This is a genomic window from Erwinia rhapontici (assembly GCF_020683125.1).
GTDB lineage: Bacteria > Pseudomonadota > Gammaproteobacteria > Enterobacterales > Enterobacteriaceae > Erwinia > Erwinia rhapontici.
Genome location: NZ_CP085627.1, coordinates 3180624 through 3204440 on the forward strand (window position 1 = coordinate 3180624; position 23817 = coordinate 3204440).

Sequence of the window (23817 nt, forward strand, 5' to 3'; positions counted from 1 at the left end):
ACTTATTCTGTATAGGGCAGATCCTCATCCGGCGTCACAATGCGCACCAGATGAATAATCAGATACAGCAGCTCATCGTTGGTTAATGACACCTGCAACAGGTTAAACACATATTCGCCAATCAGCTGACTGGCGCGATAGTGATCGGGATATTCAGCCTTGACCTGGGTGAAAATAAAATCGTCTTTATTGGCGATCTGCCGCCCCTCCACCATCCGTTGAATAAAAAATTGCAGGTGCGTCAGGAAGCGCTGGTAGTTCAGGGAGTCCCGGTTGATCTCCACGCGAAAGTGATACTTGATGATATTGAAAATATCTTTCAGCATCTTCACCGACAGCAGCGTGGTTTCCATGTTTTGCACATCGGTTTGCCCGTTAACCAGATGGAAGGCAATATTCCCGGCCTCCTCCTCCGGCAGGTCAATATTCAACTGCTGGTTAAGCTGCCGTACCGCCTGTTGCGCCACGGCAAATTCACGCGGATAAAAACGTTTTACCTCAAACAGCAGCCGGTTCTGGATGGCAATCCCTTTTGTAAAACGCTCAACAGCAAAGCTGATATGGTCCACCAGCGTAAAAAACAGCTGCTCACTCAGCCGGCTGTTTAACTGGGCGCTGGCACGATCGAGCAGCTCCTGCACCAGCGGCAGCAGAGACTCCGGCGCGTTTTCAATCACCCGCAGATAGTCGCGGCGGGTCTGGCTTCCCTGCACGATAAAGATCTTCTCAATCTGTGACGCATCCAGCGTATCGCCCACCTTGCTGTTAAAGCCGATGCCCTTCCCCATCACGATGACTTCGTCATGGTCAGCGGTGCTGGAGAGCACCAGACTGTTATTCAGCACCTTTGCTACGGTCATTTTATCCATTGTGCTGCCATCCGGCCCCTGTGCTGCTGATTGTGCGCTCTGTTTTACCGGGTCGCGCCGTTGCTGGCAATCACCCGCTGATACCAGCCGAAGCTGGCCTTGCGGATACGCCGTAGATCTTTCACGTCATGCTCGCCGCGATCCACATAAATAAAGCCGTAGCATTTACCATAGCCCTGATGCGTACTGACCACATCGATGGCTGACCACGGGCAATACCCCATCAGCGGCACGCCATCCGCTATCGCCAGCTGCATCTGCGCGATGTGCTGCCGCAAAAAATCGATACGATAATCATCGGCAATGATATCGCCTTCCTCCAGCACATCCGGCGCGCCCATCCCGTTTTCTGTGATCAGAATCGGCAAATGATAGCGTTCCCAGGTTTTACGCAACGTCAGACGCAGCCCGACCGGATCAACCACCCAGCCATACGGTGTTTTCTCCACCCAGGGATTTTCGGCTGCCCGATACACACCCGGTTCACCCAGCATGATTTGCTGGTCACCGGCACGTGCGCTGATATCCGACGCATCACCCTGACTGGCGGCGATGGTGGCGGTCGAGTAGTAGTTAATCGCAATAAAATTCGGTTTACCCTGGCGTAAAATCTCAGCATCCCCGGCGGCCATCTGTGGGGCAAGACCGCGATCCTGCAGATAACGCCAGGCCAGCGCGTTATAGCGCCCGTGCACCGCCACATCAAGAAAACTCCAGCAGCGCAGGGTTTCCCAGTTATGCGCGGCGATAGCATCTTCCGGGCGGCATGTGGCCTGATACATTGACGTGGTATTGATCGCCGGGCCAATTTTGCTGTCGGGCAACATCTGATGACACAGCGCCATCACCTGTGCCTGGGCCAGCATCATATGATGATTTTGCTGCCAGAGGGACGCTGGCGACGGCAGTTCACCACCGGGCGGCAGACCAATGGCGCCCGGATGCAGGATCATGGTGTTCTGTTCGTTGATAGTCAGCCAGTGTTTCACTTTGCCGCCAAAATGGCTGAACAGCGTACGCGCATACTCAACAAATGCCGCTATCGTTGCGCGGTTCTCCCACCCGCCCTGTTCCTCCAGGCACCAGGGCAGGTCAAAGTGATAAAGCGTGGCAATCGGCTCAATGCCGTGACGGTTCAGTTCATCAATCAGTCGCTCATAGAACGCCAGCCCCGGCGCATTCACCTCACCGACGCCGCCGGGAATGATGCGCGTCCAGGCGATGGAGAAGCGATAGGCTTTCAGTCCGAGTTCGGCGAAAAGCTGTACATCTTCGATGCAGCGATGATAGTGGTCGCTGGCAACGGTAAAATCTGCCGTCTCCTGCGGGTGCTGGCACATATCGATAATCGACGGGCTTTTGCCGTCTTCATTCCATGCCCCTTCCACCTGATAGGCAGAGGTGGATGCCCCCCACAAGAAGCCGTCCGGGAAAGGCTGGGATTGTTGATAAATCATGATACGCTCGCTTGTTGTTTTGGGGTCAGGGCCAGCAACGCTGAGCCGCCATTGACCTGGTCTGTAGCCAGATTCTGCACGATCTGATAGTCATCACTGTTGACCACCAGCACCGGGGTAATCAGTTCATATCCCGCGGCGGTAATGGCTGCGCCATCAAAGGTCACCAGCACATCCCCCGTATGGACACGATCGCCCACCTGTAATGAAGAGGTGAAATACGTGCCGTTCAGATTGACGGTATCGATTCCGACGTGGATCAACACCTCTGCGCCACTGTCCGACAAAATTCCCACGGCATGCTTCGACGGCAGAAAGGTCACGACCACCCCATTAACCGGCGAGAGCAGTTCACCACGATCCGGCACAATGGCCACGCCCTGGCCTAACAGGCCCTGAGAAAAAACGTCGTCCGGTACTGCCGACAGCGGCAGCACGCGCCCGCTCAGAGGACTGTGCAGGGTTTCACTCACCTGAGTTGATGGCGAGACGCCTGCTACCTGCACCGGCACAGGTTCGGCAGTCGCTTCATCCGCGGCTTTGGGATCATCAAAACCCAGTATCCAGGTCAGCGCAAAGGCGACGACCACCGCAATCAGGCAGGTCACCAGCGCATGCACAATATTCATCGGGTTTTCACCAATAAACGCCGGCAACGCTGCCAGGCCCGGTGAGACGAAGGCGTAGCGCACCAGCCCACTTAACCCGGCATAGATTCCGGCACAGCCGCCGCCGATCATCGCGGCAATCAGCGGGCGTTTTAACTTCAGCGTCACCCCGTATAACGACGGTTCCGTAATCCCCAGCAGCGCGGTAAAACCGGAGGACGATGCCAGCTGCTTCAGATCTTTATTTTTGGTTTTCAGTGCAACACAGAGCGTCGCCGCCCCCTGGGCAATATTGGAGGCCAGCATACCGGGGCCGTTAATCGTCTCAAATCCCTGGCGGGTCAGCTGCATGGTGGCGATGGGGGTCATCGCCCAGGCGGTGCCGGTGATCACCAGGAAGGGTTGCAGGCCGCCCATCAGCATTGGAATCAGCCAGCTGGCCTTGCCGTTAATCGCCGCCGCGCCGCTCGCCACCAGGTCATTGAGTAAAATCCCAAACGGTCCTATCGCCACCAGCGCCAGCGGTGCCGTCACCAGCAGCACAATCATCGGTTTGATAAAGAAAGTGATCATCGACGGCGACACGCGTTCAGCGAAACGTTCCACCCACGACATGATCCACACGGTAAAGATGATGGGCAGCACGGAACCGGCATAATCGGCCAGACGAACGTCGATCCCGATAAAGGTGATCTCCCCGCCTTTCGCCAGCATTTGCGCCAGGTTGGGGTGCAGCATCGCCCCGGCAATCGTCATGGCAAGGATGGGGTTGCAGGAAAACTTAATCGCCGCACCGTAGGCCAGCAGCACTGGCAGGAAGAAGAAGGCGGCATCAGCAATGGTATCCAGTAGCTGATAGGTGGTGCTGCTGACGCTGATCAGCCCGCACAGTTTCAGAATCGCCAGCAGGGCTTTGATCATCCCGGCGCCGGTGATTGCAGGGATAACCGGGGTGAACGTGGTGGAAATCACGCTGATAATCTGGCTGAAAATTCCGCCTTTTGCCGCCGCAGGTTTGCCGCCTGGTGCGGCATTGCCAATAGCATCCAGCATCGTACGGTAGGTCTGCTGCACCTGGTTTCCAACAACAATCTGGAACTGGCCGCCGCTTTCCACCACGCCGATCACACCCGGAAGTTTTTCAATTTCCGTCTCCTGTACCCGGCTGCGGTCGCTGAACTCAAGGCGCAGACGTGTTGCACAGTGAGTGAGCCTGCTGATGTTATTTTTGCCGCCGCTGAGTGCTAAAATCTCATGGCCGAGTTTTTTATAATCCACGGTATTCCCTCAAAAAAAACCAAAAAAAAAGACCAAAATAAAAATGCGCCTCAATAAAGAGGTCATGCATTTTTATTTTGGTCTTGCCTGCTTTACCAGTGACATGCCGCAATAAAAAATGGGGGCAACCTGTAAAGCCGTTGCGCCGCGATTATCATCATTTCCGGCGTTAACTGGCAATGACTCCCATAACAGAATGGGATCTGGCTCTCATGTTTTAGCGAATAAACGTCGAGGTGCGCCTCTGTTCCGGCAACCTGCTGACCTCAGGGGACCCCACAAAAATGAATGGCTGGCAGTCTGGCTTCAGGTTCGGGGCCAGTTTGAGCACGCCGGATCGGCAAAATCCGCCTCCCTGCGGGCCTCGGCACGCGACGTCCTGTCGCGTGACGTCCGGCTTACCTCAATCTGGCCCCATCCCCGCAGAACCGTTGCTCGCGGTGGGTTTTAAAACCGCAACAACATGGCGCTCTCTGTGCATTGGTTTGGATGTTGACCTGGGTTTTGACGTTGAGGCGGCAATTAAGCAGCGCTGAGGAAGCGCAGTGAACCAGGACGAACCGCCAGGACGGCGGTGAGAGGGAGAGCCGGCACAGGGATGTGCCGTCACGACCAGTCCGTCGGTGAACGGAGCTGACGATGGCACCCGCTGAAAGCGGGCGATGCGCCTGCCGCAAGCCCGGATTCCAAAGGGCGGGGCGACTGCCGCCCTTTGGTCGCTTCGCCCGCACAGCGGGAAAGCGAAACGCCCTTGACGTTGACCTTAACGTTGACCTTAACGTTGACCGTCGTGCAGACCATCCCCCCGGGTCAGGGGAAGTCCCTCCCGTGCTACTCCAGCGGCACGAACTTCAGCTCACTCAGCGGCTGCACTTTCTCTTCACGCACCATTTTGTATTCGGTGTCCGGCCCCAGCCAGCGGTTCCAGATGCGGTCAATTTCACCCCCCTGCTCCATCGCCATCAATCCGGCATTCACTTTGGTCAGCAGCGCCTCATCGCCTTTTTTCATCCCAACGGCGACCGGTTCCAGCGCCATCGGCTCTTTGATCATCGCCAGCTTGATATTGTCAGCCGCAGCGCGGTTAACCAGCTGGGTGGCGGTCATACCGTTGGTGACAAAACCCACGGATTTATTCTGTTGCAGTGCTAAGTAGGCCGATGCGGTATCCTGGAACGTCACCGGCTTAGCCTGCGCCATGCGAATGGATTGTTCTGAGGTGGAACCTTTCGTTGAACTCAGGCGCTTGCCTTTGAAGTCTGCCGGGGTTTTATCGGCATTGGGGCTTTTCACCACCAGCACCTCTTTCGCAATGTAGTACGGATCGCTGAACTGGATCTGCGCAGCACGGCTTTTGGTGTAAGCAAGGTTGGCGATCAGCACATCCACGCGCCCGGTCGTCAGCACCGCGATACGGGCTTCGACGGAAACCGGCATCAGGTTCACCTTGACTCCCAGTTGACCCGCCAGCGCCTGGCACAGGTCAACATCCATCCCCACCAGCTGACGGGTTTTCGGATCCGGTGAGGAGAACGGCGGGACATCAGCGTAAACGCCACAGTTAAGCTCACCACGGCTGGCAATATCAGACAGCGTATCAGCCTGCGCAGGCAGGGTGGCACTCAGCAGTAAGGGCAGGCAGATCGCCCACGACAGCGGAAGTTTCTTATTCATCATCGACAGACTCCGTTAATGTGCAGGTGAGATCAGTGCTGACGCAGATCGGTCAGGAAACGCTGGGCGCGCTCATGTGCGGGCCGGGTAAAAAAGTCTTCAGGGCGGGCTTTTTCGAGGATCTTTCCTTCATCCATAAACCAGACCGTGTCCGCCACTTCGCGGGCAAAATTCATTTCGTGTGTCACGCACATCATGGTCATGCCATCCCGTGCCAGACCGCGCATCACGTTCAGCACTTCCCCGACCATTTCCGGGTCAAGCGCCGATGTCGGTTCATCAAACAGCATCACCGGGGGCTTCATTGCCAGCGCCCGGGCAATCGCCACGCGCTGCTGTTGCCCACCGGAGAGCTGAGCGGGCCAGGCATTGGCTTTGTGTGCAAGACCCACGCGGTCCAGTAAGGCCAGCGCCTGTTGCTTCGCTTCACTGCGCTTCATCCCCAGCACTTTCACGGGTGAAAGCATCACGTTGTCGACCACCGACAGATGCGGGAACAGGTTAAAACTCTGGAACACAAAGCCAATGCGCGCCCGCAGCTTGTTCTGCTGCATGCCGCTGCCGTGAATATCATGACCATCGAACACGATCTGCCCCTCCTGGATCGGCTCCAGGCGGTTGACGGTGCGGATCAGGGTAGATTTGCCAGAACCGGACGGGCCACACACCACCACCACCTCACCGCTGTTCACTTCCGCGTTGAGGTCGGCCAGAGCGTGATACGCGCCATACCACTTATTAACCTGATTAAACCGGATAATCGGATGCATGCCTTACTCCTCAATAACGGGTTTGGTCACCAGCAACGTGCCGGACTGTGAAGAGGCCACCGGATGGCTGCGATTACGTTTCTGCGCAATGCGCCGCTCCAGCCAGTTCGCCAGCCACGTCAGACTGAAACAGATGATGTAATAGCTCAGTGCCACAATGGCAAACACCTGGAAAGGTTTAGTCAGCAGCTGGTTGTTGACCTGGTTGGCCGCAAAGGTCAGCTCAGGAACGTTGATCACATAGCCCAGCGTGCTGTCTTTAATAATCGAGACCAGCTGGCTGACCAGGCTTGGTAACATGTTGTAGAGCGCCTGCGGCAGGATCACCAGACGGAAGGTGCGGGTGTAGCTCATGCCCAGCGCACGTGATGCCTCGTACTGCCCCGGCGGCAGTGCCTGGATACCGGCACGGACGATCTCCGCGATATAGGCACTTTCATAGATCACCAGGGTGATCAGCATGGTGCCGAAGCCGCTCAGGGTGTGCCCCAGTAACAGCGGCAGACAAAAGTAGGTCCAGAACACCACCATCAGCAGCGGGATGCCGCGCAGCACGTACACCCAGGCGGTCGCTGGCCAGCGCAGCCAGCGGTAAGGTGAAACACGTGCCACGCTCAGCAGTACGCCGAGCGGCAGCGCAAACACAATCGCCAGTACTGACACCAGTAAGGTACAGAGCACCCCGCCCAGCGGGCCGTTCGGATACTGTCCCATCAGGAACAACATGCCGTTCTGCTGTAAAATCGTCAGCATTTCCGTCATCAGACGTTACCTCGCATAGACACGTTGGAAACGTTGCGCCAGCAGCGCACCCGCGCCCATCAACAACAGAGAGAAGAACAGGTAACAGAGCGTCGACACCAGGTATGCTTCAAAGGTACGGAAGGTGTAGTTTTCGATTTCCCGCGTCACGTAGGTCAGGTCTGCCACGCCAATCACCATCGCCAGACTGGTGTTTTTAAACAGCAGTACCGTGTGGTTAATCAGCGCAGGTAACGCATTACGAATGCCCTGCGGCAGAATGATCAGATGCATCGACTGCATATATCCCATGCCGAGGGCGCGGGCGGCTTCCGTCTGCCCCTCCGGCGTGGCACGCAGGCCGCTGCGGATGTCCTCGGAAAAATACGCCGCCTGGCACAACCCCAGCGCCACCAGTGAGAAGACAAATTCGGCGTTGAAATCATTCAGCCACATCTGCACCGATTCCGGCAGCAGCGTGGGAATGGCGAAATACCACATCATCAGCTGGATCAGCGTGGGCACATTGCGGTGATACGAGACATAAGCGGCCACCAGCCACTGCAATACGCGCAGGTTACTGAGGCGGATCACCACCAGCAGCATCGCCAGTACCATCGCCAGCAGCCAGGAACCCAGCGCCAGTTGCAGCGTCAGCAGCATGCCGTCGATGATCATCTGCCCGTACTGGCCATGCAGAATGACGCTAAAATCAAGTGAACCGTTCATTGTCGCTTGCCCTCAGTTAATCGGCTTGTCAGCGGATGGCATCACCAGGACGCATGGTTGACAACCCACCCGGCACCTGGAGCGTCGGCGTGATCTCGATATGACCGATATTCACCGCCACCGGGGCGGCCAGCGCGAAGGCAACGGTATCGGCGATATCTTTGGCCTGCGGCAGTTCGAAGCCGTCGATAAACTGACGGCGCGCCCCCTCTTTATCACCGGACACGTTACCGAAGATATCGGTCGCCACCCGGCCAGGACAGATTTCGGTGATACGCACACGTTTGCCATAACAGTCGACGCGCAGCTGACGCGAGAGCGCATGCACACCCGCTTTGGTGGCGTGGTAAATCGAGTTGCCACCGAAGTTGTAGATCGCCGCAATCGACGTAATGTTGATCACATGCCCGCAGTCGCGCTCCATCATGCCCGGCACCAGCAGGCGGCAGAGATGCAGCACGGCACGCAGGTTCACATCCACCTGGGTGTCTACATGCTGTTCTTCGGCACTAAGAATGGAGCCAGGATGTGAAACACCGGCGTTGTTGACCAGAATATCGATCGGCAGGTCGCGGCAGACCTCGGTCAGTGCGTTAACATCCGCAACATCCACTACGTGGGGAATACAACCGGTCCGGGCGGCCAGGCGCTCCAGCTCATCACTGCGGCGTGCCAGCGCATGCACCACAATGCCCTCTTTGCACAGGAGCTCGACGATGGCTTCCCCCATGCCGGCGGATGCGCCGGTGACCAGGGCCGTTTTGTAATCTGAAAAAGGCATAATGCACTCCTGTTATTCTTCTGGTGTTTTGACTCTATCCCCCTGGGCTTACCAGGGGGTAAGAGGTTAAGCCTTTGTGGCAATAAGCCACTCTTATAACCGGGCTTAACGGGCTTTTTGTTGTGACAGCGATCTGATTTCTCCGCCATTTGCCTGGATATCCCGGCGCAGACGCGCAATCAGTGCCAGCGCCCCCGGCGTGTCACCGTGCAACAAAATGGAGGACACATTCATCGGCAGCCGTGTGCCGTCGATGGCGGTGATGGACCCGGAGGTCAGCAGGTCGATCACCCGGCGGCTCACCTCTTCCACATCATGAATAACGGCCCCCGGAGACCCCCGTGGCACCAGCAGGCCATTGGCCTGAAAAGCCCGGTCGGCAAGGAAGGTGCAGGCGACATGCAGCCCCAGCTCGCGTGCGCAGCGTTCAACGGCATTGCCCGGCGTGGTGCTGATAATCAGCGCGGGATCAAAAGCCCGTACCGCCTGTAACAGCGGCCGTGCCAGCGCCTCCTCTTCTGCCGCCATATTGCCCAGTGCGCCGTGAAAACTCATGTGCGTCAGCGGATAGTGGGCAGCACGGGCAAAGCCGGATAACGCCCCCAGTTGATAGGTGACATCGTGTGCAAGCCGGGCCGGATCGATCTGCATCCGGCGGCGACCAAACCCCTGTAAATCCGGGAAACCAACATGGGCACCCAGGTCAACACCGTGCTGTTTCGCCAGCGCAACGCTGCGAGCCATGATCGTGGCGTCCCCCGCATGAAATCCGCAGGCCACGTTCGCCGAGCTGATCAGTGCCATCAGTCCGGCATCATCCCCGAGGGTGTAGTCGCCAAAGCCTTCGCCGAGATCGGCGTTAAGATCGATGCTGCGCATGGCTCTGTTCCTCTGTCTGTGGTTTTTCCTGCGGCAGCAATTGCATCAGCGCCTGGGCGTACTCCACTGCCTGACCTTGTGTCGCCTCAATGCTGGTCAGGATGCCGTCCTGCGGCGCACGGACCGGCAGGCAAAGCGGCCCGGCCTGAACCAGCGCCAGCAGGCAGCCTGCTTCCACCGGCCCGGAAGCGGGGCCGACGTTTTTACCGCTCAACGGGTCCTGTAACCAGAGGCGGCCCGGCATCGGTGCCGTGACGGCAACCGGCATGACGGGCACCGCTGTGGCAGCAACCGGCTCGGGGGCGGCGGCGGGCCGCTGACTTCCGGGCTGACAGGTCATGCGAATGGCATAGTCCGCGCTGTTAATTTGCAGGCTGGTCAGGCCGCTACGCTGCATCTGATTGACCAGGCCCTGTAACTCTCGAAATGCTAACATTCGTTCTCCTTTTATCGGGTCAGCCCGCGCTGCGGCGGTAACGTTCAATCTGATGACACAGGTTATCCAGCCAGCGGTCCTGCTCCTGCTGTGCCTGCTGCGCCTGAAGCAGATCCACTTCCACAAAACGTACCTGGCTGCCCACCGGCACCTGTCCCAACAGCCACATGTCGGCGTCTATCACCGTCCCCAGTTTCGGATAGCCTCCGCTGGGTTGCGCATCACGCATCTGAATAATCGGCTGGCCGCTATGGGTGACCTGGATAACGCCCGGGATGATGCCGTGAGAACGCATCTCCAGCGGCACTTTTGCCACCAGCCCTTCACCTTCCAACCGGTAACCGTAGCGGTTGCTTTGCGGTGTGATGCGCCACGACTGCTGCCAGAAGCGCTGGACAGATTCCGCCGTGAAGCGGGTGTATTCGGCCGCGGGCAGCACGCGGATCTCCGGCACCTGCAATGAGCCTGCTTGCAACGTCAGTCGTGGTGAGGGAATACCGAAGTCAGAGGCTCCGCGATAGTCAGGGGTGCGGGCGTTCAGCCGGTCGCCAGCGCTGAGGCCGCGTCCCTGCCAGCCGCCAAATTCACCGCGTAACTGCGTGCTGCGCGAACCGAGCACCCGGGGAACATCCACCCCACCCGGCAGGTGCAGATAGCTGCGGGCGGAAAAACGCGAGGCATTGAGCGTCAGCACTTGGCCTGCGCTGGCGTGTGCCACCCACCATGCGGGAACCGGCTTGCCGTCCAGCAAGGCCTGGCTGTCACCGCCGCTGAGGGCAAACAGGCCATCGCTATGAAAACGGACACGGAAAGGAAACAGCGGGACTTCAATCACTGCGTCGTCCGGGTGGTTACCCAGCAGCGCATTACCAAGGCGCAGCGCCAGAGGGTCCATCACCCCCGCCGTACCGACGCCGTAATGCAGCGCACCAAAGCGGCCATTGTCCTGCACGCTGGTGAGCGGTGTGGTGCGTTCAATTTCGATCATGCCAGCACCTTTTCCACGCGAAAACGAATGCTGTCACCGGGCTGCAAGCGCACCGGCGGTTCAGCGTGGGCATCAAAGAAGATAAAATCCGTGCGGCCGATGGTGTTCCAGCCGCTCGGTCCGGCGGAGGCGGAAACGCCCGTCTGCACACCGCCAATCGACACTGAACCACCGGGAATGCTCTGCACCGGGGTACTGCGGCGTGGCGTGGCGATCTGCGGGTCCATATTGCCGAGATAGCAGTAACCGGGATGGCTACCGAGGGCATAAACCGGATAGAGGGGTTCGCTGTGGCGCTGAACGATTTCCTGGATCGTCATACCGGTGTGTTCCGCCACATCGCAAATATGCGGCCCCGGTTCGCCACCGTAGATGACGTTCAGTTCGATGATGCGCCCGGAGAAGGTTTTACTCTCCCCCCGCTCCCACTGGCGTAGCAGCTGTTCCGGCAGCAATGCGGCCCCGCACCACTGTGGGTCGAACACCAGCATCAGGTTGTTCATCCCCGGAACCACGCCGCGAATACTGTTCAGCCTGGCGCTGTAGTCTGCCAGCGCCCAGATGCGCTGCTGGTTCACGAGTGAGAGTGCCCCCGGCGCTTCAAACAGCAGAGCGTGGGTGCCCAGCCAGCTGATTTGCGGTGCCTGTAACTGACCTGCTGGATCCATTCCTCATCCTCAACATCATATCCGTCAACGGAAAGCCCGACATAAGGCCACTGTAGCCCGGTCGTTCTGCCAGTCTGTAAGAGGGTTTCGCTTTAGGGGGATAAGACAGACTTATTACTCTTAAGATTTTGCGTGCATGAGGTGCATACCATCAGCACGGGTCGATCGAAAAAGATGATCGACCCCTACAGAGTATCGCCGCCTCCTTCAGAAGATGACCTTACCCCACCAGCGTCAGTGGGCGATTGTCCTGGGTGCGTTCGGCCATCAGCGCCAGCAGGATTTTTTTCACCGCCTCGGCAGGCTGTGAAAGCGGCAGGTGATCTGAGGTACAAAATGAGAGTGGCGCCTGAATGCCCGGATCGACAATCTTCGCCATGCGTGCATGGGCCTGCGCCACCATGTTGCGCGCAATGGACTCCGGCAGAATAGTGGCACCGAGGTTATTATCCAGCGCCAGTGCCAGCGTGGAAGCTGACTCAATTTCACATTTTACGCTGTAAGAGAGGTTTTTCTGCACGAAGGCTTCATCGACCAGTTTGCGCATAATGTTGTAAGGACGCGGCAGGAACAGCTCCAGATGCGCAATCTCTTGCAGGGTAACGGTTTTACCAAAGCTGGCGGTGGCCTGCGGCGTCACCAGATACAGGTCCTCTTTCATCAGCGGGATAAACGCCAGCCCGTGCACCTGACGGTTGCCATACAGCACCGCCATATCCATACGCCCGCTCATGATCAGTTCACTGAGGGTGGTGCCGAAGCTTTCATTAAAATAGAGCAAAATGCCCGGGTGCTGTTTACGCACTTCTTCCATCAGCGGCAGGGCCAGCAGCGAGGCCGCCGTACCGGGCGCCAGCCCGACCGACACCTGCCCACTCAGTGCCTGCCCGGCACCATCAATGGCACTTTGTGCCTGTTCGCACTGGCGCAGGATCGCCTGGGCGTGCGCATAAAGAATATTGCCTGCCTCGGTGGGCGTGACGCCGCGTTTGGTGCGGATCAGCAGTTGCTGTTTGACTTCGCCTTCCAGCGATGCCAGCTGCTGGCTAAGGGCAGGCTGCGCGATGTGCAGAATATCAGCTGCCTGAGTCAAACTGCCGACATCGACAATTTTGATAAAGTATTTGAGCCGCCTGAGATTCATCGTGACCTTCCTCTTCTGCACTGCGCTGCGGTAACCATCGGGTGAAGGGGAATATAGCAAGATCCAGACCACTCTAAGGGTGAGCGCCGACACACCAGGAAAGTTAATATGTAAAACAGTGAGATAGATCTCGATTTTAACCGTTTTTTAACATATTTTCTCTCCGTTCTGTGATGCAGCCCTGCACCATAAAATGGCTTTTGCTTATGGCTCTGCCCCATCCATAAGCTTTCGCTCTTGAATCAGAACAAACTCCTCTTAGCCGAAGCGCGCCGGTGTTCGTAACTTAAGGCTATTACGCCACCGACCGGAGTGTTGCCATGAGTGCCATCCATATTGCTAATCGCGTTACCCGCATTAAACCCTCGCCGAGCAGTACCGCTTCCGACCGCGCCAATGCGCTAAAACGTGCCGGAAAATCGATTGTTAATCTGGTGGTGGGTGAGCCGGACTTTGACACCCCCGCGGTGATCCGTCAGGCCGCCAGCGCCGCGATTGAGCGGGGCGAAACTCGCTATACACAGAACAATGGTACCCCTGCACTGCGTGCGGCGATCGCAGAGAAGTTCCTGCGCGAAAACCGTCTGACGGTGAATGCCGACGATGTAATTGTGACCAACGGGGCCAAGAGCGCCATTTTTAACGCCTTTGCCGCCACGCTGGAAACCGGCGATGAAGTGCTGATCCCGGCACCTTTCTGGGTTTCCTATCCGGATATGGTGCTGGCCTGCGATGGCCGCCCGGTGATTGTCACCTGTAGCGAGCAGGACGGGTTCAAACTGACGCCGGAAAATCTGCGCGCGTCGATTACCAGCCGCTGCCGCTGGCTGCTGATTAACTCCCCTTCCAACCCGAGCGGTGCCAGCTATACGCGTGCCGAGCTGCGCGCACTGGCCGATGTGCTGCTGGATTATCCGCACCTGGCGATCATGACCGACGATATCTACGAGCATATCCGCTATGACAATGCGCCGAATGTGCATCTGCTGGAGGTGGAGCCGCGCCTTGCTGACCGTACCCTGATCGTCAACGGCGTGTCGAAAACCTACGCTATGACCGGCTGGCGTATCGGTTATGCCACCGGGCCGAAAGCGCTGATCGCGGCGATGGGCACGCTGCAATCGCAGTCCACCAGCAACGCCAGCTCCGTCAGCCAGGCTGCGGCACTGGCGGCGCTGAACAGCGGTACCGAATTTATCACCCACAGCCTGGAGGTTTACCGCCAGCGCCGTGACGATATGGCCGCACGTCTGAATGCTATTCCCGGGCTGAGCTGCCGTCTGCCGGAAGGCGCCTTTTATCTTTACGTCAACTGCGGGGGTCTGCTGGGGAAAACCACGGCGGAAGGGCAACGTCTGGCCACGGATAACGACGTGGTGCTGTGGTTGCTGGATACCGCAGGTGTTGCGGTGGTGGCCGGGGCCGCTTACGGCCTGTCGCCTTACTTCCGCCTGTCGATTGCTACCGATTTACCTGCCTTGCAACAGGGCGCGGATCTGATTGCCGCTGCCGTTGCCAGCCTGAACTAAACGAGGATTGTTATGACTGTTGGTAACCGTATTTTCTTACAACGTGATTTACAGGCCGCGCCTTATGTTGAGGCGTTTCGCACCCTGCCTGCGGCTGTAGTTGCAGACTGCATGAGCCGTCTGCCTGCGCTGGCCTGCGATATTCGGCTAATGAGCAATCCGTCCCATTCCACCATGTGCGGTCTGGCGGTCACGGTCAAAGCCCGTTCCGGTTGTAATCTGATGCTGCATAAAGCGATGGATATGGCAGGTGCGGGTGATGTCATCGTGGTGTCGAACGAGGGCGATCGCAGCCAGGCGCTGATGGGGGAAGTGATGACCACCTGGGCACGCCAGCGCAATATTGAAGGACTGGTACTGGACGGCGCGATCCGTGATATTGAGGGCATCAGCAAGATGGATTATCACCTGTACGCTGCCGGCGTCACGCCCGGCGGGCCGTTTAAAGATGGCCCCGGTGAGATCAATGTGCCGATTGCCTGTGGGAATATTCATGTTTCGCCGGGCGATATCATTCTCGGCGATCACGATGGCGTGATAGTGATCCCCAAAGCAGATGCCGCGCAGATTCTGGAAGCCGCGCAGGCTTATCTGATTGTTGATGAGCGCAATTTTGAACTGGCGAAGCGCGGGGAGCTGGAGCGTGAGTGGATCGACCCCTGGCTGGCCGGTAAGGGCGTGGAAGTGATTGACGGGCAGTATTAAGCTTTTGCGATCTGTCGCAGGCTCTGCTGATCTGCACGATTGTCCAGGTCAACGTCAACGTCAACGTCAACGTCAACGTCAACGTCAACGTCAACGTCAACGTCAACGTCAACGTCAACGTCAACGTCAACGTCAACGTCAACGTCAACGTCAACGTCAACGTCAACGTCAACGTCAACGTCAACGTCAACGTCAACGTCAACGTCAAGGGCGTTTCGCTTTCCCGCTGCGCGGGCTGAGCGACCAAAGGGCGGCAGTCGCCCCGCCCTTTGGAATCCGGGCTTGCGGCAGGCGCATCGCCCGCTTTCAGCGGGTGCCTTCGCAAGCGTCGTTCACCGACGGAGCGGTCGTGACGGCACATCCCTGTGCCGGCTCTCCCTCTCACCGCCGTCCTGGCGGTTCGTCCTGGTTCACTGTGCTTCCTCAGCGCTGCTGAATGCCGCCTCAACGTCAAAATCCAAACCCAGGTCAAAAAACCAAATCAATCAGCAGAGTCAGTTACGTCGTCGCTGTTTTAAAACCCACAGCGAGCATTCTCTTGCGGGGAGGGGGCCAGATTGAGGTAAGCCGGACGTCACGCGGCAGGGACGCCGCGTGCCGAGGCCCGCAGGGATGCGGCAATTGCCGATCCGGCGTGCTCAAACTGGCCTCAGACCGGAAGCCAAACTATCCGCGATAAAAAATGCCTGGGGATCCCTCAGAGGTCGACCACTACAAATAATCGCTGACTTATTTTGTGGGGATATTTCTACTCCACGGGCGTGACCGCCCCCTTCCCTGCAAACCATCCCGCCAGATTATCCACCACATTTTGTGCCATCGCCTGACGCGTCTCGACCGTTGCACTGGCAATATGCGGCATCAGAACTGTGTTGGTCAGCGCCGCAAAACGTGTATCAATCGTCGGCTCATTATCAAAGACATCCAGTCCCGCCCCGCGAATGGCATGATTTTGCAGTGCTTCGATCAGGTCATCCTCATTCACTACCGCCCCACGGGCAACGTTAATCAAAATGCCCTCTTTCCCCAGCGCGCTGAGGATATCCGCATCCACCATCTTGCGATTACGTTCATCTCCCGGCACGGCCAGCACCAGGAAATCACTGAACTGCGCCAGCTGATGCAAATCGCCAAAACGCTGCCATCCTGGCTCACTGCTCTGGCGACTGTTGCAGTAACCGACCTGCATATCAAAGCCCGCACAGCGCCGGGCAATAGCGGCACCAATCTTACCCAGCCCCATAATCCCCACGCGTTTACCGCACAGCTTATAACCCAACTGCGGCGGGCGTTCCTGCCAGGCCCCGCTGCGCAGAAACGCATCCTGCGCCACGATCTGTCGTGACACACCAAGCATCAGCGCCAGTGCCAGATCTGCCACGTCATCCGTCAGAATGCCGGAGGTGATGGTCACCGTGATATCGCGATCGCGGGCAGCCGACAGATCGATACCATCGGTGCCAACACCAAAAACAGCGATCAGTTCCAACGCAGGCAGCGCAGCCATCAAATCAGCCGCCAATCCGACATCTCCCCGGGTGGCAACCGCTTTGATCTTGCCTGCATGTTCCTCAAGAAAGGCAGCCACGTCCGTCTGTTCATACAGACGATGACAGTGATAGTGCTGGTGCAGAACCTCGCTCAGTTCCGGCATCAGTGGCTGAATAATCAGAATGTCCTGTTTCATTGCGGGTACCTTTATTATTAACGTCAGGGTAAGAGGAAAAACACGTTAATAACCTGGCAGAGTTTCGCTATCCCTCCAGCAACATTCTACTTATTACCTGATAAGGTGAACTTATTGCTGCGCGGTGCGGGCTGCTGCAATCATGCCGTCCAGCCACGCCTGATGACCATTGATCATCGGATTGGGGCGGGCAGACGCCAGATCGCGGGCAGGTTTACCGTTCTGTGTTTCCTGCGTCAGCAAGCGGACGCGGCCGCCCGGCAATGCTTCAATCAGCCAGGCATGATGCACATCCAGGCGGCTTTCGCTGTCATCACCGCACCAGCCATGCCAGGCGATGCGTCCTGCGCTGCCCGCCAGCGGTGGCTCAAATTCGTTTACTTCGGCCTCGACCGGGAAACCAAAAGTGGTGAAGCGGAAGCGTGCGCCATTCGTCAGACGTGGGCCAGTGTCATCGTGGAAATGTATATCACTGGCATTGCTGTAGTAACCCGGCCATGCCGCCGTATCGGTCAGCTTGTCCCACAGGGCGGCGACGCTGACCCCGGTGATGACCATTTCGTTGGAGGCGAAGTTATCGCTAAAACCGGGAATATAGCCTTGTGGCCAGTGAATGCTGTTCATCGGGAGTGCCTTCATTAAGATTGAATTCACCGCTATGCTGCACCGGCCTGAGACATAAAACCAATCGTCATTTTTTATTTAAGATATTCTATATTCTAATATCTTAATCAGTGAGTCTGCACCATGGCCGATCTCCGAACCCTTGATCTTAACCTGCTGAAAACCCTGGATGCCCTGCTGGATGAATGCAGTGTAACCCGCGCTGCTCAGCGTCTCGCCCTGACGCAACCCGCCGTCAGTGGCATGCTGACCCGGTTGCGCGAATGTTTTAACGACCCGCTGTTTATCCGTAACCGTCACGGCATTACGCCGACTCTGCGTGCGCTGGAGCTGGCCGCTCCGGTGAAGCAAATCCTGGCTGAAGTCAGCCTGCTCCTGCAACCGAAGGTCTTCGATGCTGCCCGTGCGCAGATGTCGCTGCGGATTGCCGCCACCGATTACGCGCTCAGTGCCGTAGTGGTGCCGTTTATTACGGCGCTGCGCCAGCAGGCACCGGGAGTGCGGGTCAGCGTGCAGCCGGTGGTCAACGAACAGCTGGCCGCACAGATGGCACAAGGAGAGGTGGATATGGCGCTGGTCACGCCGGAGACCACGCCACCTGACCTGCATGCCCACCCGCTGTTTGAAGAGCAGTATGTTTGCCTGTTGCGCACCGGGCATCCGGATGCAGCATCGGGTGCGCTCTCACTTGACCGCTTCTGCGCACTCGACCATGCGCTGGTGTCACACAGCGGCACACAGTTTCGTGGTGTGACTGACGAGGCGCTGGCCACATTGGGTCGCGAGCGTCGGGTGACGCTGGCAGTGAACAGTTTTCTGGTACTGCCTGAGATCCTGCGCAGCAGCGATCTGATAGCCGTTGTACCGCAGCGACTGGCGCTTCATACCCACGGTTTGATCCAGCTCGCGCCGCCTTTGACGATCGTCGGGTTCAGTAAAAGCGTGGTCTGGCATGAACGCAGCCATCGCGATCCCGGGCATCGCTGGCTGCGTACACTGTTGGTAAAGATGCTAACCCACTGATACAGCACTCACAGCTTATCGTCCGCCGTATCACGTGCCTTAGTGTGGCGCACTGTTTCCCGTATTTTCTCACTTTACAGGTTGATTATGTCTGCACTGTTTACTCCTTTCACACTGAAAGACGTCACGTTACGTAACCGCATCGCCATCCCACCCATGTGTCAGTACAGCGCCGAAGAGGGCCTGACCACTGACTGGCATCAGGTGCACTACCCGGCGCTGGCGCGCGGCGGTGCCGGGCTGGTCATTGTCGAAGCCACGGCGGTGTCACCGGAAGGCCGTATCACTCCGGCATGTACCGGGCTGTGGAATGATCAGCAGGCTGAAGGAATGGCAAAAATTGCCGCATCGATTAAAGCCGCAGGGGCCGTGCCGGGTATTCAGATCGGCCATGCCGGACGTAAAGCCAGCGCCAACCGTCCGTGGGAAGGTGATGACCATATCGCCGCCGGGGACAGTCGGGGCTGGGCAACCCTCGCTCCATCTGCGGTCGCCTTTGGGCATCATCTGCCTCAGGTGCCAAAGGCCATGACACTGGATGATATTACCCGGGTGAAAAGCGATTTTGTCGCAGCGGCACGCCGTGCACGTGATGCCGGTTTTGAATGGCTGGAGCTGCACTTCGCGCACGGCTATCTGGCACAGAGCTTCTTCTCGGTCCACGCCAACCAGCGTAACGACCAGTACGGCGGAGACTTCGCCGGGCGCAGCCGCTTCCTGCTGGAAACCCTGGCCGCTGTTCGCGAAGTATGGCCAGAAAATCTGCCGCTGACGGCACGTTTTGGCGTGATCGAATATGACGGACGTGATGAGCAGACGCTGGCGGAATCGATTGAACTGACGCGACTGATGCGTGATGGCGGTCTGGATCTGCTGAATGTCAGCGTGGGCTTCACGATTGCTGAAACCGAGATCCCGTGGGGATCGGCCTTCCTGGCGCCGGTGGCCGAACGCGTGCGTCGTGAAGCCGCTTTACCGGTGGCATCATCCTGGGGCATTGAAGCGCCGGACGTGGCTGAGCGGGTGATTGCCGAACAGCAGATGGATCTGGTGATGATTGGTCGCGCACACCTCGCCAACCCGCATTATCCGTACTATCTGGCGAAGAAACTGAACGTTGAGCGCCCATCCTGGGTCCTGCCTGCGCCTTACGCGCACTGGCTGGAACGCTATCGTTTAGGCGAGTAATCGACACGAAAAGAGGTGGCCTGTTTTCGGGCCACCTCACGCACCTTACCCACTGTTGTTTCAACTACGTTCAATCTTTTTCGCTGCATCATCCAGCGCATCAATAATCGCGAACAGCGACTGCTGCGAGATCCCGTCCTGCGACAGGCGAACGTTGAGCGCCGTCTTCATATTGTGGATGGCGCGCTCCACATCCGGTAGACTGCGGTTGTTCACCAGCACTGCCAGCGTGGACAGTCGCTGAATGATGCTGACCAGCGCCGCAGCGTGCTGCTGCAACTGCTCCGCCCCTTTCTCTTCCAGACGATAGGCTTTACGTGTCGCCTGACCGTCCACCACCGCGATGCATTCCATCTCCTCCAGCAGTTGGAGATTAGGATAAATAATGCCCGGACTGGGGCTGTACTCCCCTTTCGACAGCTCCTCAACGGCTTTGATTAACTCGTAACCGTGTGCAGCGTTGTGGCTGAGGAAATGCAGCAGAAGCAGCCGGATATCGCTGGCATCGAGTATTTTTTCCCGACGTTTTCTGCGGTGCCCGGCACGTGCTGCGCCATCGGGGTGCCACACTGGCGGCTCCGTTTTCACGTTACTTCTGATGCCAGTAAGCAACAGCGCGCACGAAGGTCGCGTCACAGCCACGCTGTTCGATAAAGTAATCACTCAGCTTTTTCACAAACTCCGCTTCGCCGGTCAGCCAGATAAAGTAATCCTCTGTCGGAAGCTGAATGCCGTTGAATGTCTCAATCAGTGCAGCCAGATTCTCTGTCTTCATGGCACCGCTGCCAACCCAGGTTGCATCCACGCCGTTCAGGCCGTCCAGATAGGCCTGCCCGGCTGCTTCATCCACATAGGCAAACAGACTGAGCCGCTGACCGCTGAGGGTTTCCTTACGGCGTTTAAATGCTGGCAACCCGCTTTCATCGCAGACATACAGCTGGAAAGCATAGTCTTCCGGCACCACCAGAGAACCACGCGGCCCGCCAATCGCTAAGGCATCACCGGGCTGTGCCTGGGCTGCCCAGTCACTGGCCACGCCGCCGTCATGAATATAGAAATCGAGGGTCAGCGTTTTGGCTACACCATCAAAGAACAGCGGCGTGTAGTCGCGGGAAACCGGCCTGGCACCCTCTTTCCACACCACACCGTCTTCGGTCACTTCCGGTAGATGTAGCGTACCGCTGCTGGCATCGGGGAAAAATACTTTGATATGGTCATCGAAGCCCGGAGAGATAAAACCCGCGAGATCTTCACCGCCAAATTCAATACGCCAGAAACTGTCGGCCACGTTGGTTTTCGCGGTGACCGTCAGCTGACGGAAACGCAGTTCATTACGTACGCGCTGTGGCGCACGGTTTACTTTATGAGAGTCAGTCAACATGCTTGTCCTCGTTAGGATATGAAATCAGGAATCATTCTCATTCGAGGTAAAATATATCTATGATATATCTTGATGGCAACAGAGGCTGACCTTGTTATGCGTAAAAAAAGGGGCAATTTGTGCGCTATTGTTGCTCAGGCTGTGGGCGATACTTCCACAACCAGCGGCCGCTGTTCATTCGATGGTAGAAGAACCACCCACGGATCATCCAGTCCAGCACCATGCCCAGCCAGATACCGACCACGCCGAAGCCCAGCACAATGCCCAACAGGTATCCGGCCACAATACGCCCGCCCCACATGCTTAACAGAGACACCCACATGGTGTAACGCGCATCGCGTGCCCCCTTCAATCCCGCGGGCAGCACCCATGACGCCGCCCAGAACGGCATAAAGGCCGCATTGAGCCAGACCAGCATTTTCACCACATGGATAACTTCCGGGTCCTGGGTATAAAATTGGGCCAGCAGCCCGGCAAAAGGCACCGTCAGCAGTGCCAGCAGGCACAGACCAATGCTCGACAGCCCGAAAATAAAGCGCAGCAGGCGTTCCGGCTGGCCCAACTGACCACGCCCCAGACGGGTACCGACGATGATGGTCGACGCAGAGCCGAGCGCATTACCTGGCAGGTTAATCAGTGACACAATCGAGAAGGCGATAAAGTTACCGGCGATGACATCGGTCCCCATCCCGGCGACAAAAATCTGGGTTAACAGCTTGCCGCCGTTAAACAGCACCGATTCAATGCTGGCCGGAACGCCAATGCCAAGCACTTCGCGCAGAATATTCATATTCAGACGGGTGAAATAGCTTCTTAGCGAAATTTTCAGTGCCGGAACAAAACCTATCACCAGCACGTAAATCACCGCTGCCGCACCGATATAGCGCGAGATCGTCAGTCCCAGTCCGGCCCCGACAAACCCCAGCCCATGCCAGGAGAAACAGCCGTAGATCAGTACGCTACTGATGATGATATTGAGGATGTTCATCCCGCCGTTGATCAACATCGGGATTTTGGTGTTTCCGGCACCACGTAACGCCCCGCAGCCAATCAGGGCGATGGCTGCCGCCGGGTAACTCCAGGCGGTAACTTGCAGGTAGGAAAGCGCCAGCGCTTTCACTTCCGGCTCTGCTTTACCCGCAATCAGATCGATGATCTGCGGGCCAACAAACTCGATCGCCAGCGCCAGCAGAACGGCAAAAATCGTCATGATGATCAGCGACTGACGCGCGGCCGCCACCGCACGCTCCCGGTTCAGCTTACCGAGGCTGAACGCCACCACCACCGTTGTCCCAAGATCGATAGCAGCGAAAAAGGAGATCACGACAATATTAAAACTGTCGGCCAGCCCGACCCCGGCCATCGCCTCTTTACCCAGCCAGCTGACCAGGAACGTGCTCAGCACCCCCATCAGCAAGACGCATAAATTCTCAAAAAAGATCGGCACCGCCAACGGGGTGATTTCACGCCAGAAGAGTACGCGGAAGGAACGTCTTTTCGGATACCAGTCAGTACGTTCTATCGCTTGCTGCAAGGAAACACGAAGGTTTTGCAAGATTGTTACCGCTTTTCTCTGGGAAAGAAATATACGCTAACCAGATGATGGTAAAAGACATGACATTATGCAAAGTCTTTTTATGTTTCAAATTGCAGAAAGACAGGGATGCCTGTTTGAGGCATCCCTTTGACATTACAGCAACGGCCGCTGCAACAGTTTTTCCAGTACCGACAGCGGCGCATTTTGCGGGTTTTTCATTCCGGAAATCGGCAGTAAAAAGGTCTGCTCCAGCATAAACTGGCCACTCATTGCCGCGTGGGGCGTCTGGTCAGCAAAACAGATCCAACTGCTGCCCGGCGGCAGCGTTAGCGCTACCTGTGGCCCCTGTTCCTGATAGTGCCTGTCCGCTTTCATCGCATCATGCAGCCTGAGCATCATATGGTCGTATCCAGTGCGTCGGGATTTGGTCATGCCCAGGCGATGCTGTAGCCAGCTTCCCAACGGGGAATATCCTTTCAGATGTGACATAAATCGTTGTGCCAGCACCGGGAAAGGTTCGCCCACGCGCCACTCACGGCTTTCACCATGCGGATTGATATTGGTGAACATACGCAGAATACGCTCGCCCTGGATGGGGCGTGAAGGGAACGCATCCACATGCAGGCGACTGTCATCTTTACGCCAGGAACTGGCATCACGCCAGGCGGTGACCGGATGCAGGCGCAGGGTATTTGACGGGGAGTGCACCGCGTGGCGGTACTCCGGCAGCAGCGCGTCGAGCAGTTGCAGGCAATGCTGATAATAGCGCGACAGTAACGCGGTCACCTCAGGAGCTTTATCCTGCTGCGCAATGCCCCGCACCTGACTTTTTTGCGGATTAAAGCTGATATTTTTACGTTTGGGATCCACCAGCGCTGGCGTCAATAAAGCCAGCTCTTCCGGCAGCAGCGTAAAGGTCAGGTGAGGCATAAACAGGACATTGCCCTGCTCAAGTGACTCGAGAGCATTGCTATCGTGCTGTGGTTGATTCCAGCCGGTCAGCGGAAGTGTGTGGATCACCCGATCCCGGGATAACGTGTGTTCAGACATGTTATATCCTTATTGTCTGTCAAAAATGAGGTCAGTTCGGCGACCATTATATTCTGCGACATCAATTTTAA

The 23817-nt window shown here is 57.3% G+C and carries 23 protein-coding genes; 4 read left to right on the forward strand and 19 right to left on the reverse strand.

From position 1 onward, the window contains the following. Window positions 1-2: 2 nt before the first annotated feature. The 13 genes from licT to nac all read right to left on the reverse strand — a co-directional run bounded on the left by licT (window position 3) and on the right by nac (window position 13022). Complete coding sequence (gene licT / locus LJN55_RS14880; RefSeq protein ID WP_200644129.1) at window positions 3-860, reverse strand: BglG family transcription antiterminator LicT; 858 nt, start codon at window positions 858-860, stop codon at window positions 3-5. Between the two features lie 53 nt (window positions 861-913). Continuing rightward, window positions 914-2326 carry a glycoside hydrolase family 1 protein gene (locus LJN55_RS14885; RefSeq protein ID WP_227534757.1) on the reverse strand — a complete coding sequence of 471 codons (1413 nt, stop codon included), beginning with the start codon at window positions 2324-2326 and terminating at the stop codon, window positions 914-916. Continuing rightward, a complete protein-coding gene (locus LJN55_RS14890; RefSeq protein ID WP_227534758.1) occupies window positions 2323-4212 on the reverse strand; it encodes a beta-glucoside-specific PTS transporter subunit IIABC in 1890 nt (629 codons plus the stop codon). Before LJN55_RS14890 ends, LJN55_RS14885 begins: the two co-directional genes overlap by 4 nt. 831 nt (window positions 4213-5043) lie before the next feature. Then, window positions 5044-5886 (reverse strand): ABC transporter substrate-binding protein, encoded by an 843-nt coding sequence (locus tag LJN55_RS14895; protein ID WP_407647812.1) that lies wholly within the window; start codon window positions 5884-5886, stop codon window positions 5044-5046. Between the two features lie 32 nt (window positions 5887-5918). Next, a complete protein-coding gene (locus LJN55_RS14900) occupies window positions 5919-6656 on the reverse strand; it encodes an amino acid ABC transporter ATP-binding protein (protein ID WP_133841589.1) in 738 nt (245 codons plus the stop codon). Window positions 6657-6659: 3 nt separating this feature from the next. Then, window positions 6660-7418 carry an amino acid ABC transporter permease gene (locus LJN55_RS14905; RefSeq protein ID WP_133841588.1) on the reverse strand — a complete coding sequence of 253 codons (759 nt, stop codon included), beginning with the start codon at window positions 7416-7418 and terminating at the stop codon, window positions 6660-6662. 6 nt (window positions 7419-7424) lie between these two features. Beyond that, window positions 7425-8126, reverse strand: coding sequence for an amino acid ABC transporter permease (locus LJN55_RS14910; RefSeq protein WP_133841587.1), 702 nt, complete (start codon window positions 8124-8126; stop codon window positions 7425-7427). Between the two features lie 28 nt (window positions 8127-8154). Continuing rightward, window positions 8155-8907: an SDR family oxidoreductase gene (locus LJN55_RS14915; protein ID WP_227534760.1), complete on the reverse strand. Its 753-nt coding sequence runs from the start codon at window positions 8905-8907 to the stop codon at window positions 8155-8157. 105 nt (window positions 8908-9012) lie between these two features. Beyond that, window positions 9013-9786 (reverse strand): LamB/YcsF family protein, encoded by a 774-nt coding sequence (locus LJN55_RS14920; RefSeq protein ID WP_133841585.1) that lies wholly within the window; start codon window positions 9784-9786, stop codon window positions 9013-9015. Further along, window positions 9767-10222 carry an acetyl-CoA carboxylase biotin carboxyl carrier protein gene (locus LJN55_RS14925; RefSeq protein ID WP_212815509.1) on the reverse strand — a complete coding sequence of 152 codons (456 nt, stop codon included), beginning with the start codon at window positions 10220-10222 and terminating at the stop codon, window positions 9767-9769. Before LJN55_RS14925 ends, LJN55_RS14920 begins: the two co-directional genes overlap by 20 nt. Before the next feature lie 19 nt (window positions 10223-10241). Next, a complete protein-coding gene (locus LJN55_RS14930) occupies window positions 10242-11210 on the reverse strand; it encodes a 5-oxoprolinase subunit C family protein (protein WP_227534761.1) in 969 nt (322 codons plus the stop codon). After that, window positions 11207-11878, reverse strand: coding sequence for a 5-oxoprolinase subunit PxpB (pxpB, locus tag LJN55_RS14935; protein WP_191932851.1), 672 nt, complete (start codon window positions 11876-11878; stop codon window positions 11207-11209). Before pxpB ends, LJN55_RS14930 begins: the two co-directional genes overlap by 4 nt. A gap of 220 nt (window positions 11879-12098) precedes the next feature. Further along, window positions 12099-13022, reverse strand: a complete 924-nt coding sequence (nac, locus tag LJN55_RS14940; RefSeq protein WP_171149156.1) for a nitrogen assimilation transcriptional regulator NAC — start codon at window positions 13020-13022, stop codon at window positions 12099-12101. Window positions 13023-13342: 320 nt separating this feature from the next. On the opposite strand from nac, the gene LJN55_RS14945 reads away from it, so the two are divergent. Continuing rightward, on the forward strand, window positions 13343-14551 hold the full coding sequence (locus LJN55_RS14945; protein ID WP_200643499.1) for an aspartate transaminase: 1209 nt from the start codon (window positions 13343-13345) through the stop codon (window positions 14549-14551). Between the two features lie 12 nt (window positions 14552-14563). Beyond that, the gene (locus LJN55_RS14950) at window positions 14564-15256 is read left to right on the forward strand and encodes an RraA family protein (RefSeq protein ID WP_200643500.1); all 693 of its coding nucleotides are present in this window, start codon (window positions 14564-14566) and stop codon (window positions 15254-15256) included. 748 nt (window positions 15257-16004) lie between these two features. Here the strand turns inward: LJN55_RS14950 and LJN55_RS14955 are convergent. Together LJN55_RS14955 and LJN55_RS14960 are read right to left on the reverse strand one after the other, a co-directional pair. Next, window positions 16005-16943, reverse strand: a complete 939-nt coding sequence (locus tag LJN55_RS14955) for a 2-hydroxyacid dehydrogenase (protein WP_159336352.1) — start codon at window positions 16941-16943, stop codon at window positions 16005-16007. Between the two features lie 111 nt (window positions 16944-17054). Then, window positions 17055-17567, reverse strand: coding sequence for an SRPBCC family protein (locus tag LJN55_RS14960; protein WP_227534762.1), 513 nt, complete (start codon window positions 17565-17567; stop codon window positions 17055-17057). Between the two features lie 123 nt (window positions 17568-17690). On the opposite strand from LJN55_RS14960, the gene LJN55_RS14965 reads away from it, so the two are divergent. Both LJN55_RS14965 and LJN55_RS14970 read left to right on the forward strand, forming a co-directional pair. Continuing rightward, on the forward strand, window positions 17691-18590 hold the full coding sequence (locus tag LJN55_RS14965) for a LysR family transcriptional regulator (protein WP_227534763.1): 900 nt from the start codon (window positions 17691-17693) through the stop codon (window positions 18588-18590). Window positions 18591-18677: 87 nt separating this feature from the next. Next, a complete protein-coding gene (locus LJN55_RS14970; RefSeq protein ID WP_171149144.1) occupies window positions 18678-19778 on the forward strand; it encodes an NADH:flavin oxidoreductase/NADH oxidase in 1101 nt (366 codons plus the stop codon). A gap of 60 nt (window positions 19779-19838) precedes the next feature. On the opposite strand, the gene LJN55_RS14975 is transcribed toward LJN55_RS14970, so the two are convergent. The 4 genes from LJN55_RS14975 to LJN55_RS14990 form a co-directional block, all read right to left on the reverse strand. Beyond that, the gene (locus tag LJN55_RS14975) at window positions 19839-20366 is read right to left on the reverse strand and encodes a PadR family transcriptional regulator (RefSeq protein WP_227534764.1); all 528 of its coding nucleotides are present in this window, start codon (window positions 20364-20366) and stop codon (window positions 19839-19841) included. 1 nt (window position 20367) lies between these two features. Next, a complete protein-coding gene (locus LJN55_RS14980; RefSeq protein WP_227534765.1) occupies window positions 20368-21159 on the reverse strand; it encodes a siderophore-interacting protein in 792 nt (263 codons plus the stop codon). Window positions 21160-21283: 124 nt separating this feature from the next. Then, window positions 21284-22714, reverse strand: coding sequence for an EmmdR/YeeO family multidrug/toxin efflux MATE transporter (locus tag LJN55_RS14985; protein ID WP_227534766.1), 1431 nt, complete (start codon window positions 22712-22714; stop codon window positions 21284-21286). Between the two features lie 135 nt (window positions 22715-22849). After that, on the reverse strand, window positions 22850-23746 hold the full coding sequence (locus LJN55_RS14990; RefSeq protein WP_227534767.1) for a Kdo hydroxylase family protein: 897 nt from the start codon (window positions 23744-23746) through the stop codon (window positions 22850-22852). Window positions 23747-23817 lie beyond the last annotated feature (71 nt).